At 70.8% G+C, this 18,078-nt stretch carries 15 protein-coding genes; 10 read left to right on the forward strand and 5 right to left on the reverse strand.

The window, feature by feature from the left end; translation table 11 throughout:
* Positions 1-41 precede the first annotated feature (41 nt).
* The gene (locus JOE48_RS24705) at positions 42-1,622 is read left to right on the forward strand and encodes a putative bifunctional diguanylate cyclase/phosphodiesterase (protein ID WP_210033676.1); all 1,581 of its coding nucleotides are present in this window, start codon (positions 42-44) and stop codon (positions 1,620-1,622) included.
* A 162-nt stretch (positions 1,623-1,784) separates the two neighbouring features.
* Here JOE48_RS24705 and JOE48_RS24710 read toward each other — a convergent pair whose 3' ends face one another.
* Positions 1,785-2,687 carry an MBL fold metallo-hydrolase gene (locus JOE48_RS24710; protein WP_210033679.1) on the reverse strand — a complete coding sequence of 301 codons (903 nt, stop codon included), beginning with the start codon at positions 2,685-2,687 and terminating at the stop codon, positions 1,785-1,787.
* 249 nt (positions 2,688-2,936) lie between these two features.
* Here JOE48_RS24710 and JOE48_RS24715 point away from each other — a divergent pair, with 249 nt between their 5' ends.
* From JOE48_RS24715 to JOE48_RS24730, 4 genes are all read left to right on the forward strand, one after another.
* Positions 2,937-3,602: an SCO family protein gene (locus JOE48_RS24715; protein ID WP_210033681.1), complete on the forward strand. Its 666-nt coding sequence runs from the start codon at positions 2,937-2,939 to the stop codon at positions 3,600-3,602.
* Between the two features lie 90 nt (positions 3,603-3,692).
* The gene (locus tag JOE48_RS24720) at positions 3,693-5,282 is read left to right on the forward strand and encodes a glucan biosynthesis protein (protein WP_210033683.1); all 1,590 of its coding nucleotides are present in this window, start codon (positions 3,693-3,695) and stop codon (positions 5,280-5,282) included.
* A 93-nt stretch (positions 5,283-5,375) separates the two neighbouring features.
* Positions 5,376-5,606 (forward strand): hypothetical protein, encoded by a 231-nt coding sequence (locus tag JOE48_RS24725; protein WP_210033684.1) that lies wholly within the window; start codon positions 5,376-5,378, stop codon positions 5,604-5,606.
* Between the two features lie 4 nt (positions 5,607-5,610).
* Positions 5,611-5,988, forward strand: coding sequence for a hypothetical protein (locus JOE48_RS24730; protein ID WP_210033686.1), 378 nt, complete (start codon positions 5,611-5,613; stop codon positions 5,986-5,988).
* 9 nt (positions 5,989-5,997) lie between these two features.
* Here the strand turns inward: JOE48_RS24730 and JOE48_RS24735 are convergent, their stop codons facing one another.
* Positions 5,998-6,141, reverse strand: a complete 144-nt coding sequence (locus JOE48_RS24735; protein WP_210036143.1) for a hypothetical protein — start codon at positions 6,139-6,141, stop codon at positions 5,998-6,000.
* Positions 6,142-6,550: 409 nt separating this feature from the next.
* Complete coding sequence (locus JOE48_RS24740) at positions 6,551-7,270, reverse strand: Crp/Fnr family transcriptional regulator (RefSeq protein ID WP_210033689.1); 720 nt, start codon at positions 7,268-7,270, stop codon at positions 6,551-6,553.
* 426 nt (positions 7,271-7,696) lie between these two features.
* Between JOE48_RS24740 and rpoN the strand changes: the two genes are divergently transcribed.
* From rpoN to JOE48_RS24760, 4 genes are all read left to right on the forward strand, one after another.
* Positions 7,697-9,271: an RNA polymerase factor sigma-54 gene (gene rpoN / locus JOE48_RS24745; protein ID WP_210033690.1), complete on the forward strand. Its 1,575-nt coding sequence runs from the start codon at positions 7,697-7,699 to the stop codon at positions 9,269-9,271.
* A 72-nt stretch (positions 9,272-9,343) separates the two neighbouring features.
* Entirely contained in the window at positions 9,344-10,723 is a 1,380-nt protein-coding gene (gene glmU, locus JOE48_RS24750) for a bifunctional UDP-N-acetylglucosamine diphosphorylase/glucosamine-1-phosphate N-acetyltransferase GlmU (protein ID WP_210033692.1), read from the forward strand.
* Positions 10,724-10,898: 175 nt separating this feature from the next.
* On the forward strand, positions 10,899-12,725 hold the full coding sequence (gene glmS / locus JOE48_RS24755; protein WP_210026056.1) for a glutamine--fructose-6-phosphate transaminase (isomerizing): 1,827 nt from the start codon (positions 10,899-10,901) through the stop codon (positions 12,723-12,725).
* Positions 12,726-12,803: 78 nt separating this feature from the next.
* Complete coding sequence (locus JOE48_RS24760) at positions 12,804-13,961, forward strand: M20 family metallopeptidase (RefSeq protein ID WP_210033694.1); 1,158 nt, start codon at positions 12,804-12,806, stop codon at positions 13,959-13,961.
* Here JOE48_RS24760 and JOE48_RS24765 read toward each other — a convergent pair.
* Positions 13,958-15,088, reverse strand: coding sequence for a serine hydrolase domain-containing protein (locus tag JOE48_RS24765; RefSeq protein ID WP_210033695.1), 1,131 nt, complete (start codon positions 15,086-15,088; stop codon positions 13,958-13,960). The genes JOE48_RS24760 and JOE48_RS24765 overlap by 4 nt on opposite strands.
* A gap of 187 nt (positions 15,089-15,275) precedes the next feature.
* Here JOE48_RS24765 and JOE48_RS24770 point away from each other — a divergent pair, with 187 nt between their 5' ends.
* Entirely contained in the window at positions 15,276-16,874 is a 1,599-nt protein-coding gene (locus tag JOE48_RS24770; protein WP_210033696.1) for an ABC transporter substrate-binding protein, read from the forward strand.
* A gap of 35 nt (positions 16,875-16,909) precedes the next feature.
* Here JOE48_RS24770 and JOE48_RS24775 read toward each other — a convergent pair whose 3' ends face one another.
* Positions 16,910-17,698 carry an SDR family oxidoreductase gene (locus JOE48_RS24775; RefSeq protein WP_210033697.1) on the reverse strand — a complete coding sequence of 263 codons (789 nt, stop codon included), beginning with the start codon at positions 17,696-17,698 and terminating at the stop codon, positions 16,910-16,912.
* Between the last annotated feature and the right edge of the window lie 380 nt (positions 17,699-18,078).

Here is an 18,078-nt window from a genome sequence, read left to right on the forward strand (position 1 = left end):
TTGACATGCTTTGTCCGTGTCTTGGAATACGGACACAAAGAATGTTGAACGAGACGTCGACCGCGTGGGGCCGCGGCGAGCTGTACGAAACCCTGTGCCTGCTCGTCATCGGCGCGGGAATCTGGTTCGTCGGCGTCACGCTCGGAACGTTCGACTCTCTGAACGCCGCGATGGCCGCCTACGGCCTCAACGACTTGCTGATGCTCGCCGCCTGCATGGGCGTGGCCCTGTTTGGCGCCAGCGTTCGCAAATCCATCCTGCTCCGCCGGCTGATGCTCCAGCGCGACGCGGCGGCCGCGCAGGCCGAGGCGATCGCGCGGCATGACGGGCTGACCGGGCTGGCCAACCGCCGCCGCTTCATCGATGCGGTCGAGCGGGCGCAGGCGATCCTCAGTGCGGAGCCATCGTCCGCCGTCCTGCTGATCGACCTCGACCGGTTCAAGCCGGTCAACGACCTCTACGGTCACGCGGCCGGCAATGCGGTCCTCTGCGCCGTGGCCGAGCGCCTTCAGCGGCTGCTGCCCGCCGGCGGGGTTGCGGCCCGGCTGGGCGGCGACGAGTTCGCCATGCTGGTTCCGGTCGAGCAGGGCAGCGAAGGGCTGACGCGCCTCGCGCAAGCCGTCATCGCCACCATCTCCCAGCCGGTCTCCTGGAACCAGAACGACCTCAAGGTCGGCGCCACAGTCGGCGTCGCGGTCGTGGCCGCCAGCCACGCGGATCCCGACGCCGTGCTCCATGCGGCCGATCTCGCGATGTACCAGGGCAAGAAGGACGGCCGCGGCAATTACCGCTTCTTCCGGAGCACGATGGACGAGGAGCTCCGCGCCCGGGCCCGGACCGAGACGGAGCTGCGCGCCGCCATCGAGACCGGGGCGATCGAGCCCTATTACCAGCCGGTGGTCTCCCTGCCCGGGAAGACGATCGTGGGCGTGGAGGTGCTGGCGCGCTGGCGGCACCCGACCCGCGGCTTGGTCGGACCGGCGGAATTCATCTCGATTGCCGAGGAGACCGGGATGATCGCCGACCTCAGCTACAGCCTGATCCGGCGCGCCTGCCTCGATGCGCGCGCCTGGCCGCCCCACCTGATCCTCGCGGTGAACATCGCGCCGCACCAGTTCCAGGACGCGTGGCTGGCTCAGCGCATCCTGGCGATCCTCACCGAGACCGGCTTCCCACCCCAGCGCCTCGAGGTGGAGATCACCGAGAGCGCCCTGATCCAGGACCTGGAGGCGACGCGCGCCACCCTCCTGTCGCTGCGGCAGCTCGGCGTGCGCATCGCGCTGGACGATTTCGGCACCGGCTATTCCAGCCTGTATCACCTCCGCGAACTGAAGTTCGACAAGCTGAAGATCGACCGGAGCTACGTCGACGCGATCACGATGAGCGACGAGCGCGCCAAGCTGGTCGACGCCATCATCAAGCTCGGGACGAGCCTCGGTCTCTCCACCACGGCGGAAGGCATCGAGACGGATGCGAGCCTCGACTGGCTGTCGGACCAGGGCTGCCATTTCGGGCAGGGCTACCTCTTCGGCCACGCCATGCCCAAGGCCGAGATGGACATCGTGCTGAGCGCGGAGGGCGACGCGGTCGGCCCGACAGAGGACCTTGCCCTGGCCTCGTAGGAAGGGCCGGCCCGTGCCGATCACGCCGTCATCCCGGGGCCGCGCAGCGGAACCCGGGATCCGGACACACCGACGCGGCCAGATTGCGCACCGCTCGCAGGTCTGGGTCGCCCGCCTCCGGCGCGCTCCCCCGGCTTCGGACCCGCCTGCGCCGCGCCGCAATTACCGCGGCGGCTTGTAGGCGGAGCCGTCCGCGGCGCGGAGCGGTTCCTCCACGAAGCGGCCGTGCTTCGGGACCGCGACCCGGTCGAAATCCTCCGTCAAAGCCGAGAGGGCGCGGCGCATTTCCGGTCCCTGGAGCGGACGGCCGTGGCCGGTGATGACCCGCTCCGGATCGAGCGCCGCCAGCGTCCGGACGGACAGGCGCGCCGCGTCCCAGTCGATCGTCAGGTACATCGGCGGTCCGTGCAGTTCGGGCTCCTGGACCGCCACCGCATAGACGGATTCCTGCGCGGTCGTCACGAAGGCGTCGCCGACGATGAGCGTCCGGTCGGCCGCGCGCCAGAGGGAGATGTGACCCGGCGCATGGCCCGGCGTGTGAATCCAGCGCCAGCCGGGCAGCGGCGGCACCGTCCCGTCCTCCGGCAGATCCGTCAGGTTTTTCGACACATCCACCGGCCGGGTCGGGAAGAGCGGTGACAGGCGGCCGAGCAGGCCGCCGCCGACGCTGGGATCGGGCGTCGGATAGGCGGCGCTGCCGTCGAGATAGGGCCGCTCCAGCGCGTGCGCGTAGACCGGGACGTCCCACTGCGCGGCCAGATCCTCCAGCACGCCGACATGGTCGAAATGGCCGTGCGTCTGCACGATCGCGGATGGGCGCGCGCCCTCGCCGAAGCGGGCCCGCGCGGCCGCCGCGATGGCCCGCTTCGAGCCCATCACGCCGGCATCGACCAGCACCCAGCCGCGGTCGCCCGCGCCGGGCTCGCCGACGAAGACCACGTTGACGAGACCATGACGCTGATAGGCCACGTCGTGGGTGATGGCGTGGGTGGCGTCGTCCCGCTCGGCGTCGCGTCGCGGATCATCGGCCCGGGCCTTCGGGTCGACAGGGATCTGCTGGGCCATCTGAGGCGGCTCCCATGGCTGTTCGTGATGCGGCTCGACCGGGCCGAGCCCCGCCGGAATCCGTGCGGGCAAGGAGGTACCCCGTCCGGGCGCCGACGCGTTCGACGCGGGATGCCCGTGACCGGCGGTATGCTGCCAACCGGGCCGGCCGGGGCGAGTTCCCCGCGCCGCCGCGGCGCCGCAGCGACATCGCGGGGATCGACACGCACCCCATATTGCGGGCAACGATGCGCCCTCGCAGGTCACAGCATGGCACCGAGCCCGATCGCCCTCATCGCCTCTGCCGCCCTCATCGCGGCGGTCGCCACCGGCACGGGGGCGATCGTCCTGCAGCAGGGCTCGCGCTTCAGCCATCCGCGCAAGACCGGGGGCGCCTTCACCATGGCGGATCTCGACGGCCGGCCGGTGAGCCAGGCCGATCTCCTGGGCAAGCCGACCGCCCTGTTCTTCGGCTTCACGCACTGCCCGGAGGTCTGCCCGACGACGCTCGCCACCCTGGCCGGCGCCCTCGGCCGGATGGGCCGCGACGCGGACCGCCTCAACGTGGTCTTCGTCACGCTCGACCCGGAGCGCGATACGCCCGGGTCCCTGCGCGACTACCTGGCATCGTTCGATTCCCGCATCCGCGGCTTCGTCGGCACGCCCGATCAGGTCGCCCGCATGGCGGATGCCTACCACGTCGCCTACAAACGCGTGCCGACGAAGGACGGCGACTACACGATGGAGCATTCGGCCACCGTCGCGCTGTTCGACAAGACCGGCCGCATTGTCGGGGAGATCGGCTACCAAGAGGACGAGGCGCGCGCGCTGTCCAAGCTGATCACGCTGGCAACGCCGGGTCAGTGCGCCCCGGGCGGCGGGGCGGATCTCTGGTCGACGACCGGTGCCACGAGCACGTGCGGGCCGCGGAGCTGATCGGCGGCTGAGGAAATTGCGCCGCCGCCCCGGCATGGCTAGAGCGCGACGCGGGCCGCGAAGCCCGGGTCGAATCGCCGAGGCATCCGCTTGATCACGCGCCGCGTCCTGACCGCCCTCGGGCTCCTGGCTCTCACTCCCTTCCCCGGCACCGTCCGGGCCGCTGCCGGCGGCCCGCGTCTCGGGTCGCCGGAACCCATGGATCTCGACCGGCTGAACGACCTCGCCCGGAGCCTGCGCGACCGGCCCTACGCGCCGCCACAAGAGGCGCCCGCCGCGAAGGCCCTCGACGCCCTGACCTACGGGCCGCTGCAGGAGATCCGCTATCCGCCGGGCCGGGCGCTGTTCGCCGACAACCCCTATCCGGTGACCTTCTTCCATCTTGGCAACTTCTTCCGACACCCCGTGAAGGTCTTCGCCCTGGAGGGCGGGCAGGCCCGCGAGGTGCTCTACAGCCACGACCTGTTCACCTACCCAGCCGGCAATCCGGCCAAGGACGTTCCGGACGGAGCGGGATTCGCCGGCTTCCGGTTCCAGAAGGCCCCGGCCGGGCAACCCGGCGACGATGCCGACTGGCTGGCCTTCCTCGGCGCGTCCTATTTTCGCGCCGCCGGCGACGGGCAGCAATACGGCGCCTCCGCCCGCGGCATCGCCATCGACACCGCGCCGGGCCCGGGCAGGACCGAGGAATTTCCGGTCTTCACCCGGTTCTACGTCAGCCCGGCCTCGGAAGGTGCCGTCACCGTGCTGGCCCTGCTCGAAGGCCCGAGCCTGACCGGCGCCTACCGCTTCATCGCCCGCAAGGCGCCGCACGTCGTCATCGACGTCGCCTGCACGCTCTACATGCGCCGCTCCGTCGAGCGGTTCGGCGTGGCGCCGCTGACCTCGATGCTCTGGTACGCGGAGGGGATGAGCCGGTTCCTCGCCAGCGACTGGCGGCCCGAGGTGCACGATTCCGACGGCCTCCTGATGCAGACCGGCAGCGGCGAGATCATCTGGCGGCCGCTCAACAACCCGCCGCGGCTCAGCGTCAGCGCCTTCGCCGACCGGTCGCCGAGGGGGTTCGGCCTGCTCCAGCGGGACCGGTCCTTCGACCACTACATCGACGACGGCTTCGAGGAGAACCGGCCGGATATCTGGGTCGAGCCGCAAGGGGATTGGGGCCAGGGCAGCGTACAGCTGGTCGAGATCCCGACCCATCAGGAGACCGACGACAACATCGGCGCGATGTGGGTCCCGGCCGATCCGCCGCAGGCCGGCGAAGAGCGCAGCTTCGCCTACCGCCTGCGCTGGCCGGTGCAGGAGCCGGTCGCGACCGATCTCGCCCGCTGCGTGGCGACGCGGGCGACCAAGGGATCCTGGCTCGCCGAGACCGACCGGCGCCCCGGCCGCGCCAATCTGGTGCGGCAATTCATGCTGGAATTCGAGGGCGCGGCCCTGGCGGGCCTCGATCCCGAGAAGGCCCAGATCGTCCTCACGCTCTCGCGCGGCAGCGCCGAGGAGGTCGGCGCCACCTGGGCCCCCTACGGCAAGCCGAGCCCCTGGCGGGTCTTCCTCAAGGTCTACGCCGACGGTCCGGACCCGGTCGAGATGCGACTGCAGCTCAAGGCCGGCGACCGGCTGCTCTCAGAGACCTGGGCGTATCGGTACGATCCGGAGGCCCCCGGAACGGTCCTCTGACCGGCGGGTTCAGCGCTGTGCCGGACCGGGCCGGCCGGCGCGGGATAGCCTCGATCGTGCCCCGGCCGATCCGACGACGCATGCGAGTCCGTCATGAACGGCGAACGACCGCCCGATCCGCACCTGCCCGAGACGCTCACGCGTCTGCTCCGGGCGCCTAAGAGCGCCATCTGGCCGACACCGGAGGATCGGAACCGGCTGCGCCTCGGCCGTCAAAGGCCGCGCCAGCCGAGCCGCGCCATCCTGGGTGTGTGGCTCTGGGTGATCCTCTATAACGTGATCGGCTTCGCGATCCTCGCGGCGCTGTGGCGGACGATGCGCTGATCCGATGATCCGACATGGCTTCACCCCGGCGGGAATGGCGTGCCGCGCCTTCGCGGTATGGCTTCCGCTGGCGACCGCCGCCTGGGCCGTCGAGCCGCGTCCCGGCGACGCCCTCGACGCGGATGACGGCGCCGGAGCCGTGAAAGTCTGCTCGCCGGTGGCGATGCCGCGCTGGCGGTCGATGACGCCGGTGCCGAAGACCTGGACGTTCCTCGACTGCATGGGCTTCTCGGGCGAGATGGGGGCGACCCATTTCCAGCTCGGCTGCCTGTTCGCCAACGTGACGCCGTACGCGCAGAAATACGCCTGGGGACCGATGGTGAAGATCGAGAAGGGCGCCTTGGCCAAACCGCAGCCGCCGATGCCCAATTGCGGCTGGTAGGCCCTCGGATCAGTCGACGGCGGCCTGCCACTCCAGATCGAGAGCGAGGCGGGCGCGGAAGACGACGCTGCCGGCCTCGTCCCGAACCTGCGCCGCCAGATGCAGACCGCCGCCACGCGTCGGAAGCTTAGGCTTGGCCTCACCGGCAAACACGGAGCGTGATCCGCCTCGCTTCCGCCGTCGCCAACCTGTGAGTGGGTCAAACCGCACCGGCCCTGGATCGCAGAGCCGCCTGTTCACCCATGCCGAAGTGCCTCTCCAGCGGACACACCGTGACGGAAACTTCCGGCAGCCGCGGCGACTGTCAGGACGTACACACGCCCTGAGAGAAAGCAGGCCTCGATTCGCGGCGAAGCGGCCGGCATTCGCGGCGAGCCCCGGACCGCCGCCTTTGGCCGCTGGCTGCGCGATCGCTCTGCCGACCGGTCCTGAAAGCCAGGACGATGAAACTGCACGGCGGACACACCGGATCACGCAGAGATCACCTGCCCCTCATCGACGCCGCACCGCGCCGATACGCTCGGGGCCACCGACGCGAGCGATGCCGTCGTGGCAAAGTACCCTATAGCGGCGCTCTGTGATGCGCCCTGAGCGGCCCGATCAGGCGCTCGTACTCGGCCTCGGCCGGACCGTAGGTGTGGCCCGCTGCCTGCTCCAGGCGTGTGCGGCTCAGGACCCGGATGCGCCCGCGCCGAGCCCGGATCAGCCCGTCCCCTTCCAGCGTATGGATCGCCACCGTGACGGTGGGGCGGCGGACCCCGAGCATGATCGACAGGAACTCGTGCGTGACCGACAGATCGTCCCCGTCCTGCCGATCGTGGTACATCAGCAACCAGCGCGCGAGCCGCTCCTCAGCCGGCGTGCCGGCATTGGCGATGGCGGTCTGGGCGACCTGCACCAGGAAGGTCTGCACGTAGCGCAGCAGCAGATCGCGCAGTGACCGGCTGGCCTCGGCGGCCGCGCGCAGGGCCTCGACGGCGATGCGTTGCCCGCGGCCCGCGACCTGCATGAAGATCTGATGCGGGATCGTGTCGACACCCAGGATCAGCGTCGGCACCGCCATGCCGTCGCGGCCGAACAACCCGACCTCCACGCGCCCTCCCTCCGCAGGGCTCGACACCACGGAGCACAGGCCGGTCTCGATGAAGATCGCGTGCGGAATGACTTTGGCCGGTTCCACCAGAACCATCCCGAGAGGCAGGTCGATGGCTTCGAGATGCGGTGCGAGCAGCGCAGCGTCCGCGACGGATAGGGACGCCAGCAGACAGTTCCGGTGAGCCATCACGGTCAGGTGCGCAGAAGCGGACGGAAACGCGCCGACGCCGGCAGGTGAGACGAAGCGTCACGCCGAGCCTGCTTCGATCACCGGATGAACGCGAGGGGATATTGCATTTTCTGCGGGAAGCGTCCGCAATCAGACAATGCCACGATCTCGGAAGAACGGGCGACTCACGAAAAGCGGCCCGGATACCGAACGCAAATCTTCCTTAAAGGCCGAGCCTCAGATTGACCCGAGCGACGGCGCCGATGTGGCTGCTTCGTCACGGGCGCCGCACGGTCGGCACTTGCCAACACCCAAGCACGTCGGCGAGCTTTGACGTGCGCTTTCCATGGGTCTACAGACGGCGGAGACGAATAAGCAAGAACCATGCCGCAAGCGACGATGCTTCGGCTGGTGAACCGCGCTGGAAGGGCATCGGGGCCTCGCATGAGTTTGGTGCAACGGCTGGAAGTGCGTCAGGGCCAAGCCCTGGTAATGACGCCGCAGCTCCTGCAAGCGATCAAGCTCCTTCAACTCTCGCAGCTCGACCTTGCGGCCTACGTCGAGGCCGAGCTGGAGCGGAATCCACTCCTCGAGCGCGCCGAGCCCGAGTTGCCGGCTGCGGGCGAGACCAGCGAACCCACCACTCACCAGGACGAGTCACAGGCCGACGGCTTCGAGGCGCCGGAGCCGGATTCGTGGCTCTCCACGGAACTGAATGCGAGCCGCGGCGAGATCGAGGGCGACTTCGACACGCCGCTCGACAACGTCTTCCCCGACGAGACGCCGGTTCAGGCACGCGAGGCGGGCGGCGGCGACATGCTCTCGCTGACCCCGCCGCCCTACGGCAGCAGCGGCGGCAGCTTCGACGGCGAGGCGCCGGATTTCGAGGCCACCCTGACGGCCGAGACGTCGCTGCGCGACCATCTCGCGAGCCAGCTCGACCTGGCGACGCGCGATCCCGCCGAGCGCCTGATCGGCGGCTTCCTGATCGACGCCGTCGATGAGGCCGGCTACCTGCGCGAAGGCGTCGAGGGCGTGGCCGAGCGTCTCGGGGCCGACCCGGCTCTGGTGACGCGGATGCTGTCGGTGGTGCAGAGCTTCGATCCGCCCGGTATCGCGGCCCGGGATCTCGCGGAATGCCTCGCGATCCAGCTGCGCGAGCGCGACCGGTTCGATCCGGCCATGCAGGCCCTGGTCTCCCGTCTCGACCTCATCGCCAAGCGCGATTTCGCGGCCCTGCGCCGCCTCTGCGGCGTCGATGACGAGGATCTCGTCGACATGCTGGGCGAGATCCGCCGCCTCGACCCCAAGCCGGGCCGCGCCTTCGGGTCGAGCGCGGTCGAAGTGCTGATCCCCGACGTGTTCGTGCGCGCCGCCCCCGACGGGTCGTGGCTGGTCGAGCTCAACGGCGAGGCCCTGCCGCGGGTGCTGGTGAATCAGAGCTACTACGCCCGGGTGGTGCGCGGCGCCTCGGCGGAGGGCGACAAGGCCTTCCTGTCGGAGGCCCTGCAGAACGCCAACTGGCTGACCCGCTCCCTGGAGCAGCGCGCCCGCACCATCCTCAAGGTCGCCACCGAGATCGTGCGTCAGCAGGACGGGTTCTTCGTCCACGGTGTCACGCATCTGCGCCCGCTCAACCTGAAGACGGTGGCGGAAGCGATCGGGATGCACGAATCGACGGTGTCGCGCGTCACCTCCAACAAGGCGATCGGCACGAGCCGCGGCACCCTGGAGATGAAGTACTTCTTCACCGCGGCGATCCCCGGCGCGGCCGGCATGGCGGCGCATTCCTCGGAGGCCGTGCGCCACCGCATCAAGCAGCTCGTCGACGGCGAGACGCCGGCGGACGTGCTCTCGGACGACGCGCTGGTGCAGAAGTTGCGGAGCGAGGGCGTCGACATCGCCCGGCGCACGGTGGCGAAGTACCGGGAATCGCTGCGGATCCCGAGTTCGATCGAGCGCCGCCGCGAGCATTTCGCCCACGGCTCCGCCCATCACGCCGCCCTGGCTCTGCGCTGAGCGAACGGCCGGGCTTGCGCGAAACCGCCGTCCGGCCCATCCGTGGCGCCGAATGACGACGCCTGGACAGCCATGACCGCAACCGGAACACCCCTGCGCAGCCTCACCGCCATCGTGCTGGCGGCCGGGAAGGGCACGCGCATGCGCTCGGACCTGCCGAAGGTGCTGCATCGGATCGCCGGTCGCAGCATGCTCGGCCACGTGCTGGCCGCCGTGCAGGCGGCGGGCGCCGGCCGGATCGCCGTGGTGGCCGAGCCCGGCCGCGACGACGTCGCGGCCGAGATCGCCCGGCAGGCGCCCGGCGCGCAGGTCTTCCCGCAGGCCGAGCGGCTGGGCACCGCCCACGCGGTTCTGGCGGCGCGGGACGTGCTGGCCGATCCGGATGACGACGTGGTCATCGCCTTCGGCGACACGCCGCTGATCACCGCCGAGACGTTCCTTCGGTTGCGGGCGCCACTGGCCGACGGCGCGGCGGTCGCGGTCCTGGCCTTCGAGTCCGCGACACCCGCCGGATATGGTCGGGTGCTGACCGAGGGCAGCCGCGTCGTGGCGATCCGCGAGGAGAAGGACGCCAGCCAGGCCGAGCGGGCGGTGACGCTCTGCAATGCCGGGTTGATGGCGCTGTCGGGTCACCATGCCCTGGCGCTGCTCACCCGCATCGGCAACGACAACGCCGCCGGCGAGTATTACCTGCCCGATGCCGTGGCGCTCGCGGTGGCCGACGGGCTCGCGGTCACCGTCGTGCCGGTGGACGAGGCGGAAGCCCAAGGCGTCAATGATCGGGCGCAGCTCAGCGTCGCGGAGGCGGCGATCCAGGCCCGGCTGCGCCGCAGCGCCATGCTGGGCGGCGCCACCCTGGTCGCCCCCGAGACCGTCTTCCTCAGCCACGACACCGTGCTCGGACGCGACGTCATCGTCGAGCCGAACGTGGTGTTCGGGCCGGGGGTGCGCGTCGGGGACGGCTGCACCGTGCGGGCCTTCGCGCATCTCGCGGACACGCGGCTCGAGGCGGATGTCCGGATCGGTCCGTTCGTCCGCCTTCGCGGCCACGCCGTGCTGGAGACCGGCGCCGAGCTCGGCAACTTCGTCGAGCTGAAGAACGCCCATATGGGCGCGGGCGCCAAGGCCGCGCACCTCACCTACCTCGGCGACGCGGAGATCGGCGCGAAGGCGAATATCGGGGCCGGCACGATCACCTGCAATTATGACGGCGTGCTCAAGCACCGGACCATGATCGGCGCCGGCGCCTTCATCGGCTCGAACTCGGCGCTCGTGGCGCCGGTCACGGTGGGGGAGGGGGCCTACGTCGCCTCGGGTTCGGTGATCACCGACGACGTGCCGGCGGAGGCCATGGCGGTCGCGCGCGGCCGGCAGGCCGTGAAGCCCGGCTGGGCGAAGGAGAAGCGCGCCACCCTGCAGGCCGAGAAGGCCCAGCGCGGCAAGACCGCCTGACGAACCTAAGGTCACGCCCGCGGGCATTCGGGGCTGGCCCTTTTCGGGGCGGATCCGGTAGAAGCCTCGCGTGAGCCTGCGCGGGGCGGGGCGGGCCGGGCCCGTGTGGGGGCCGGGTGCGGCCCGCATGCGGCGGGTTTGCGGCGCTCCGGGCGCGAGAGCGAGAGACACATCCATGTGCGGCATCGTCGGCATCGTCGGGCGCGACGCGGTGGCGGGGCAGGTGATCGAGGCCCTGCGCCGGCTCGAATACCGCGGCTACGATTCCGCCGGCCTGGCCACCCTCGAGCACGGCCGGCTGGCGCGCCGCCGCGCCGCCGGCAAGCTCGCCAACCTCGAGGCCCGGCTCGCGCAGGAGCCGCTCACCGGCACGATCGGCATCGGCCACACCCGCTGGGCCACCCACGGCCGGCCCAACGAGACCAACGCCCACCCGCACGCCACCGCCCACCTGGCGGTGGTCCACAACGGCATCATCGAGAACTTCCGCGCGCTCAAGGCCGAGCTCGAGGCCGACGGCGTCGTGTTCGAGACCGAGACCGACACCGAGGTCGTCGCCCAGCTGGTCAGCCGCAGCATCGACCGGGGCCTGGGGCCGGTCGAGGCGGTCGAGGCCGCCCTGCCGCGGCTGCGCGGCGCCTTCGCGCTCGCCTTCATCTTCGCCGGCGCCGACAACCTGCTGATCGGCGCCCGCCACGGCGCGCCGCTGGCGATCGGCTTCGGCGCGGGCGAGACCTATCTCGGCTCCGACGCCCTGGCGCTGGCGCCCTTCACCGACGCGATCACCTATCTCGACGAGGGCGACTGGGCGATCCTGACCCGCGACGGCGCCGAGATCCGCGACGCGTCCGGGGCCACGGTGGCGCGCCCGCGCCAGACGATCGCCCCGCAGGCCTACCGGGTCGACAAGGGCGCCTACCGCCACTTCATGGCCAAGGAGATCCACGAGCAGCCCGAGGTGGTCGGGCGCACGCTGGCCCATTACGTCGACCTGGCCAACGGCCGGGTGGTGCTGCCCGCGGCGCTGCCGTTCGACTTCGCCAGGCTCGGCCGGCTGTCCATCACGGCCTGCGGCACGGCGTATTATGCCGGCCTGGTGGCGCGCTACTGGTTCGAGCAGCTGGCGCGGCTGCCGGTGGAGATCGACGTCGCCTCCGAGGCGCGCTACCGCGAGGCGCCGCTGGAGCGGGACGGGCTGACGCTGGTGATCTCGCAATCGGGCGAGACCGCCGACACGCTGGCCTCGCTGCGCTACGCCAAGAGCCAGGGCCAGCACACCTTGAGCGTGGTCAACGTGCCGAGCTCGACGATCGCGCGGGAATCGTCCGTGGTGATGCCGACGCTGGCGGGTCCGGAGATCGGGGTGGCCTCGACGAAGGCGTTCTCGTGCCAGCTGACGGTTCTCTTGTGCCTGGCGATCGCGGCGGGGCGGGCGCGGGGCACGCTGGACGCGGCGGGCGAGGCGCGGCTGGTGGAGGCGCTGATCCGGGCGCCGGGCCTGATGGCGGAGGCGCTGGCCCAGGAGGCGGCGATCGCCGGCCTGGCCCGGGAGGTCGCGCAGGCGCGGGACGTTCTGTATCTCGGCCGGGGCACGAGCTACCCGATGGCGCTGGAGGGCGCGCTGAAGCTGAAGGAGATCAGCTACATCCACGCGGAGGGCTACGCGGCGGGGGAGCTGAAGCACGGCCCGATCGCGCTGATCGACGCGGCCGTGCCGGTGATCGTGATCGCGCCGCATGACGGGGTGTTCGACAAGACGGTGTCGAACATGCAGGAGGTGGCGGCGCGCGGCGGGCGGATCGTGCTGATCGGGGACGCGCAAGGGGCGGCCGCGCACGGTCTGGAGACCCTGGCGACGGTCACGATGCCGGCGCTCGACGCGACCGTGGCGCCGATCGTCTACGCGGTGCCGATCCAGCTGCTCGCCTACCACACCGCCGTGGTCATGGGCAAAGACGTCGACCAGCCCAGAAACCTCGCCAAATCCGTCACCGTGGAATAGGCGTGCATTTTGTATGCAGGTTCACGGCGCAAGGGCGGTTGAGCCCGTACTTCCGCTCGGCCCGGTACGAGGAAGCCTATGACCGCACGTGAGACCGACGCCGTCCGCTGGCTCGATACCCAGGAGGGCGCCATGCTGGCCCTCCTCGAAGAGCTCGTGAACATCGATTCCGGCTCCTACGACAAGCCGGGCGTCGATGCGGTCGGCGCCCGCATCGCTGAATTTCTTGCCGGCCACGGCATCCCGGTCACGACGGTCCCGGTGGAGGGCTACGGCGACGCGCTGAAGGCCCATGTCGCCGGGTCCGGCGGCGGCAACCGGCCGGTGGTGCTGATGGGCCATCGCGACACGGTGTTCCCGAAGGGCGAGGTGGCGCAACGCCCGTTCCGGATCGCGGAGGGCCGCGCCTACGGGGCGGGCGTCGCCGACATGAAAGCGGGGCTCGTGATGAATGCCTTCGTGCTCGCGGCCTTCCACCGGGCCGGCGCCCCGGTGCCGCTCGTCGGCCTGTTCACCAGCGACGAGGAGATCGGCTCGCCGGCCTGCCGACCGATCATCGAGGAAACCGCGCGCGGCGCCCGGGCGGTGCTGAATTCCGAGCCCGGCCGCCCGACCGGAAACGTCGTCACGGGCCGCAAGGGCGGCGTGTTCATGGTCCTCGAGGTTCGCGGCAAGGCGGCCCATTCCGGCGGCAACTATGCCGATGGGCGCAGCGCCATCCTGGAACTCGCGCACAAGACCGTGGCGTTCCACGCGGTCACCGATCTCGAGCGCGGCACGACGGTGAATGTCGGGCTGATCGCGGGCGGGCAATCGGTGAACACCGTGGCCCCGCGGGCGACCTGCGAGATCGACCTGCGCTACGTGACCCCGCCGGACCGCGTGGCGGCCATGGACCGGATCGCCGCGATCGTGGCGGACTCGACCGTGCCGGGCACGACCGCGCACCTGGCCATCAAGGGCGAGTTCCTGCCGCTGGTGCAGGACGAGGCCTCGCGGGCGCTGTTCGAGACCTACGCGCGGGTCAGCGCGCAGCAGGGCACGCCGGTCGCGGGTGAATTCGCCGGCGGCTGCGCGGATTCCGGCTTCACCGCCAGCGTCGGCTGCCCGACGCTCTGCGCCGTCGGACCGGTCGGCGGGAAAGCGCATTCCCCCGAGGAGTATCTGGACGTCGCGACGCTCGTCCCGAGGGCGCACGCGATGGCCGAGACCATCGCGGCGCTGGCGAAGGCCTAATCCCGCAGCGCCGCCACGAGGCGGAGCAGGAAGCCCTCAAGGGCGGCCTTGTCGATCCAGCGCAGGACCGCGACCACGTCGCGGTCCGGATCGCACCAGATGACGTTGTTGCCGGCCCCGAGGGCGCTGAAGGCCGCGGCGGGCAGCTGCGGCTTGGCGGCCGCGCCGCGGTTCAGCCACCAGAGATAGCCGTAGCTGTCGAGGGTCGGCGACGGCGTCAGCATGGCGCGGATCCAGCCTTCCGACAGGATCCGGCGTCCGTTCCAGTCTCCGCCGCGGGCGATGAGGAGCCCGAAGCGGGCGTGGTCGTCGGCGCCGATGAACAGGCCGCCGCCCCAATGTCCGCCCCCCGGCACGGACTGGACCCGGGCCCCGTCGATCTCGACCCAGGCGTTGTCGTAGCCGTGCCACGCCCAGTTTTGCGACGCGCCGATCGGGTCCAGGATCCGCTCGCGCAGTACTTCCGCCAGGCCGCGGCCGAAGCGGCGCATCAGGCAGTAGGACAGCAGGTTCACCCGGACGTCGTTGTACTCGTAATGCGTGCCCGGGGGGCGCAAGAGCCGCCTCTCGCCCTTGCGGCTGTTGTCGGCCCCCGGGCCGATCTGGCGATGGTGATCGACCTGGTCGGACTTGCCGAACAGGGTGCCCTCCCACTCGCTCGATTGCTGCAGCAGGTGCCGCCACGTGATCGCGCCGTTCTGCGGTCCGTCGAGGAGCGGGTCCGGCACGCTGTCCCGCACGGGCGCGTCCACGTCGGGGATCAGCCCGTCATCGTGGGCGAGGCCGGCCAGGACGGCCAGATAGCTCTTGGCGATCGAGAAGGTCATGTCCGGCCGGCGCGTGTCGCCCCAGGCGGCGACGCGCCGACCGCCCTTCAGGATCACGCCGGCCGGCCCGCCCCGCGCCCGCACAGGGCCGGCGATGTCGCTCCAGGGCCCGCGCTCATTCCACTCCACGATCCCGACATAGCGCCCGTCGGGATAGTACAGGCTGCGCGGCCACGGGCTCTCGTTGGCCTCGGCGTAGGCGACCGCCTCCGCGAGCCGCCCGGTGTCGAATCCGGCCGCGCCGGGATCCGCGTCCTCCCAGGCTTCCGTCGGCCAATACGGCTGCATCGCTTCGGTCACATGCGCTCTCCTGTCGCTCGCGGGATTTAATCCCTTGTATTCTGAATGCACGGTCTGCGCCGCAGGCATGGGCCGGGGCTCATCTCTTGCGGCCGGGCATCCTCACGAGGCCCGCGCCCTGTCCGGACGGCCAGATCGCGCCGGCCCGAACAGACCTGCGGCGCGGGCCTAAACCGGAGTCGAGACCATGCTGCGACGTTCCTTTCTCAGCGGTTCCGCCGCGGCGGGTACCCTGCCGTTCCTGCCGGCGCGCCCCGCGCTCGCCCAGACCGCGCGGGCCAGCGTCCTGCGCTACGTCCCGCAATCCGATCTCACGATCGTCGATCCGGTCACGACCACCGCCTACATCACCCGCCACCACGCGCTGATGGTGTTCGACCAGCTCTACGGCCTCGACGCCCAGCTGAAGCCGCAGCCCCAGATGGTCGAGGGGCACACTGTCGAGGCGGACGGAACGCTCTGGACCTTCCGACTGCGCGACGGCCTGAAATTCCACGACGGCGAGCCGGTCCGGGGCCGCGACTGCATCGCGTCGATCCGGCGCTGGGCACAGCGCGACAGCCTCGGCCAGGCGCTGATCGCCCGCACCGACGCCATGAGCGCGCCGGACGACCGCAGCTTCGTCATCCGCCTCAAGCGGCCCTACGGGCTGATGCTCGAGACCCTGGCCAAGCTCGGGCCGCCCGTTCTGGTGATCATGCCCGAGCGCCTGGCCGCCACGGACCCGGCGCAGCAGATCCCGGAGGTGATCGGGTCCGGCCCGTTCCGGTTCAACGCCAGGGAGCGGCTGGTCGGCGCCCGGGTCGTCTACGATCGCAATCCGGATTACCGGCCGCGCGAGAGCGGCACGGTCTCCTGGGCCGCGGGACCGAAGCGGGTGCATTTCGAGCGGGTCGAGTGGCAGGTCATGCCCGATCCCGGCACCGCCGCCGCCGCGCTCCAGAACGGCGAGGTCGATTGGTGGGAGAACCCGATCAACGATCTGCTGCCGACCCTGCAGGGCCACCCGCAGATCGTGACGCAGCTCGCCGGACGCCTCGGCAATCTCGGCACCGCCGTGATGAACCACCTCCATCCGCCCTTCGACAAGCCGGCGGTCCGGCGGGTCATCCTCGAAGCCCTGACGCAGGAGGATTTCATGGCCGCCGCCGCGGGCGACGACGAGAAGCTCCGGCGCACCGGCGTCGGGATCTTCACGCCCGGGACGTCCATGGCCAGCGATGCCGGCCTCGATGTCCTGACGCGCAAGCGCGACCTGGAGCAGGCGAAGAAGAACCTGATCGCCGCCGGCTACAAGGGCGAGCGCATCGTGCTGATGTCGGCGAGCGACAACCCCGTGCTCGGCGCGCTGGGCGAGGTGATGCACGACCTGCTCCGGCGCCTCGGGATGAACGTGCAGTACGTCGTCTCCGACTGGGGCACGCTGGTGACACGCCGGGCCAGCAAGGCGCCGCCCGACCAGGGCGGGTGGAACATCTTCAGCACCACCTGGACCGGTCTCGACATGACCAACCCGGTCGGCGAGCAGGTCCTGCGCTGCGGCGGCCAGAAGGGCTTCTTCGGCTGGCCCGACATCCCCGAGATCGAGACCCTGCGGGAAGCCTGGATCGAGGCTCCGGACGAGGCCGGGCGGCAGAGGATCGCCCGTGACCTGCAGGCCGCTTCCATGGTCCAGGTGCCGTACCTGCCGCTCGGCCAGTATTTCTACCGGACGGCGTACCGGCGCGAGATCCGCGACATCGTCCAGGACCAGTTCGTGTTCTGGAACGCGCGCCGCGAGGCCTGAACCCGGCTCGGGCCCCCGAGCCGGGATCGCGGCGATCAGGCCGCGTTGCGGTAGCGCTCGGCCGGACGGGTCTGCCCGAGATTCGGGATCATCGCGGCCCGGGCCGCGTCGAACCTGCGCCACTGGCCGTCATCGGGCAGCGGCGGGATCGTCACCGTTTCGCGGCGGTCGAACCCGACCAGAGCGGCGTCGACCAGATCGCCCGTCTCCATCACGGCCGGGAGCGCGTTCACGTCGATGCCGGAGCGGCCCCAGATCTCGGTCCGGGTCGCGGCGGGCAGGACCGCCTGGACGTAGACACCCTTCGGCCCGAGCTCGAGATGGAGCGCCTGGCTGAGATACTGCACGTAGGCCTTGGTCGCCCCGTAGACCGCCATGCCGAATTCGGGGACGAAGCCGACCACCGAGCCGATGTTGATGATCGCGCCGGTCCCGGCGGCGGCGAAGCGCGGCGCGACCGCGCCGGCGAGCCGGGTGAGCGCCGTGACGTTGAGCCCGATGAGGGCGGCGGTCTGATCCGGGCTCTGCTCGGCGAAGGGCCCGGACAACGCCGCTCCCGCATTGTTCACCAGCACGCCGATCCGGGCATCCTCGCGCAGGCGCGCCTCGACGCGGGCGAGATCGTCCGTCCGGGTGAGATCCGCCTGCACGACGTCGACGGTCACGCCGGCCTCGCGGCGCAGGCGCTCGGCGAGGCCGTTCAGTCGTTCGCCGTCGCGGGCGACCAGGACGAGGTCGTGGCCGCGATGCGCGAAGCGGTCGGCATAGACGGCGCCGATTCCCGACGAGGCGCCTGTGACGAGGACGGCTGGCTTGCTTGACATGGGCAATCTCCGATGGTCGAACATGACGGTCATCATGTATTCTGAACATGAAGACCGTCATGCTCGGAATCAAGCCGAGGGGGGCTCATTCGGGTGAGGTTCCGCACATGCGGGGCAACCAGCGGCGAGCGGGACGGTGGCCGGATCCTGTTCTCGCCCCGTCATTCCGGGGCGCCGGAGGCGAGTCCGGAATCCAGACAAGCAGCCGACGCAGGATCTTGGAGCCCCGCCGGCTCCGGATCCCAGGCTCCGCTGCGCGGCCCTGGAATGATTGTGCACCTGCGATCCTCGACGTGCGCCCGACGGAAGACGACCGCCGTGCGGCGGGCGCCGCCCCGTCCCGCTGCGTCGTCGGGCCCGGTCGGTGAAGCGGATGGCGC

The organism is Methylobacterium sp. PvR107 (assembly GCF_017833295.1).
Lineage (GTDB): Bacteria > Pseudomonadota > Alphaproteobacteria > Rhizobiales > Beijerinckiaceae > Methylobacterium.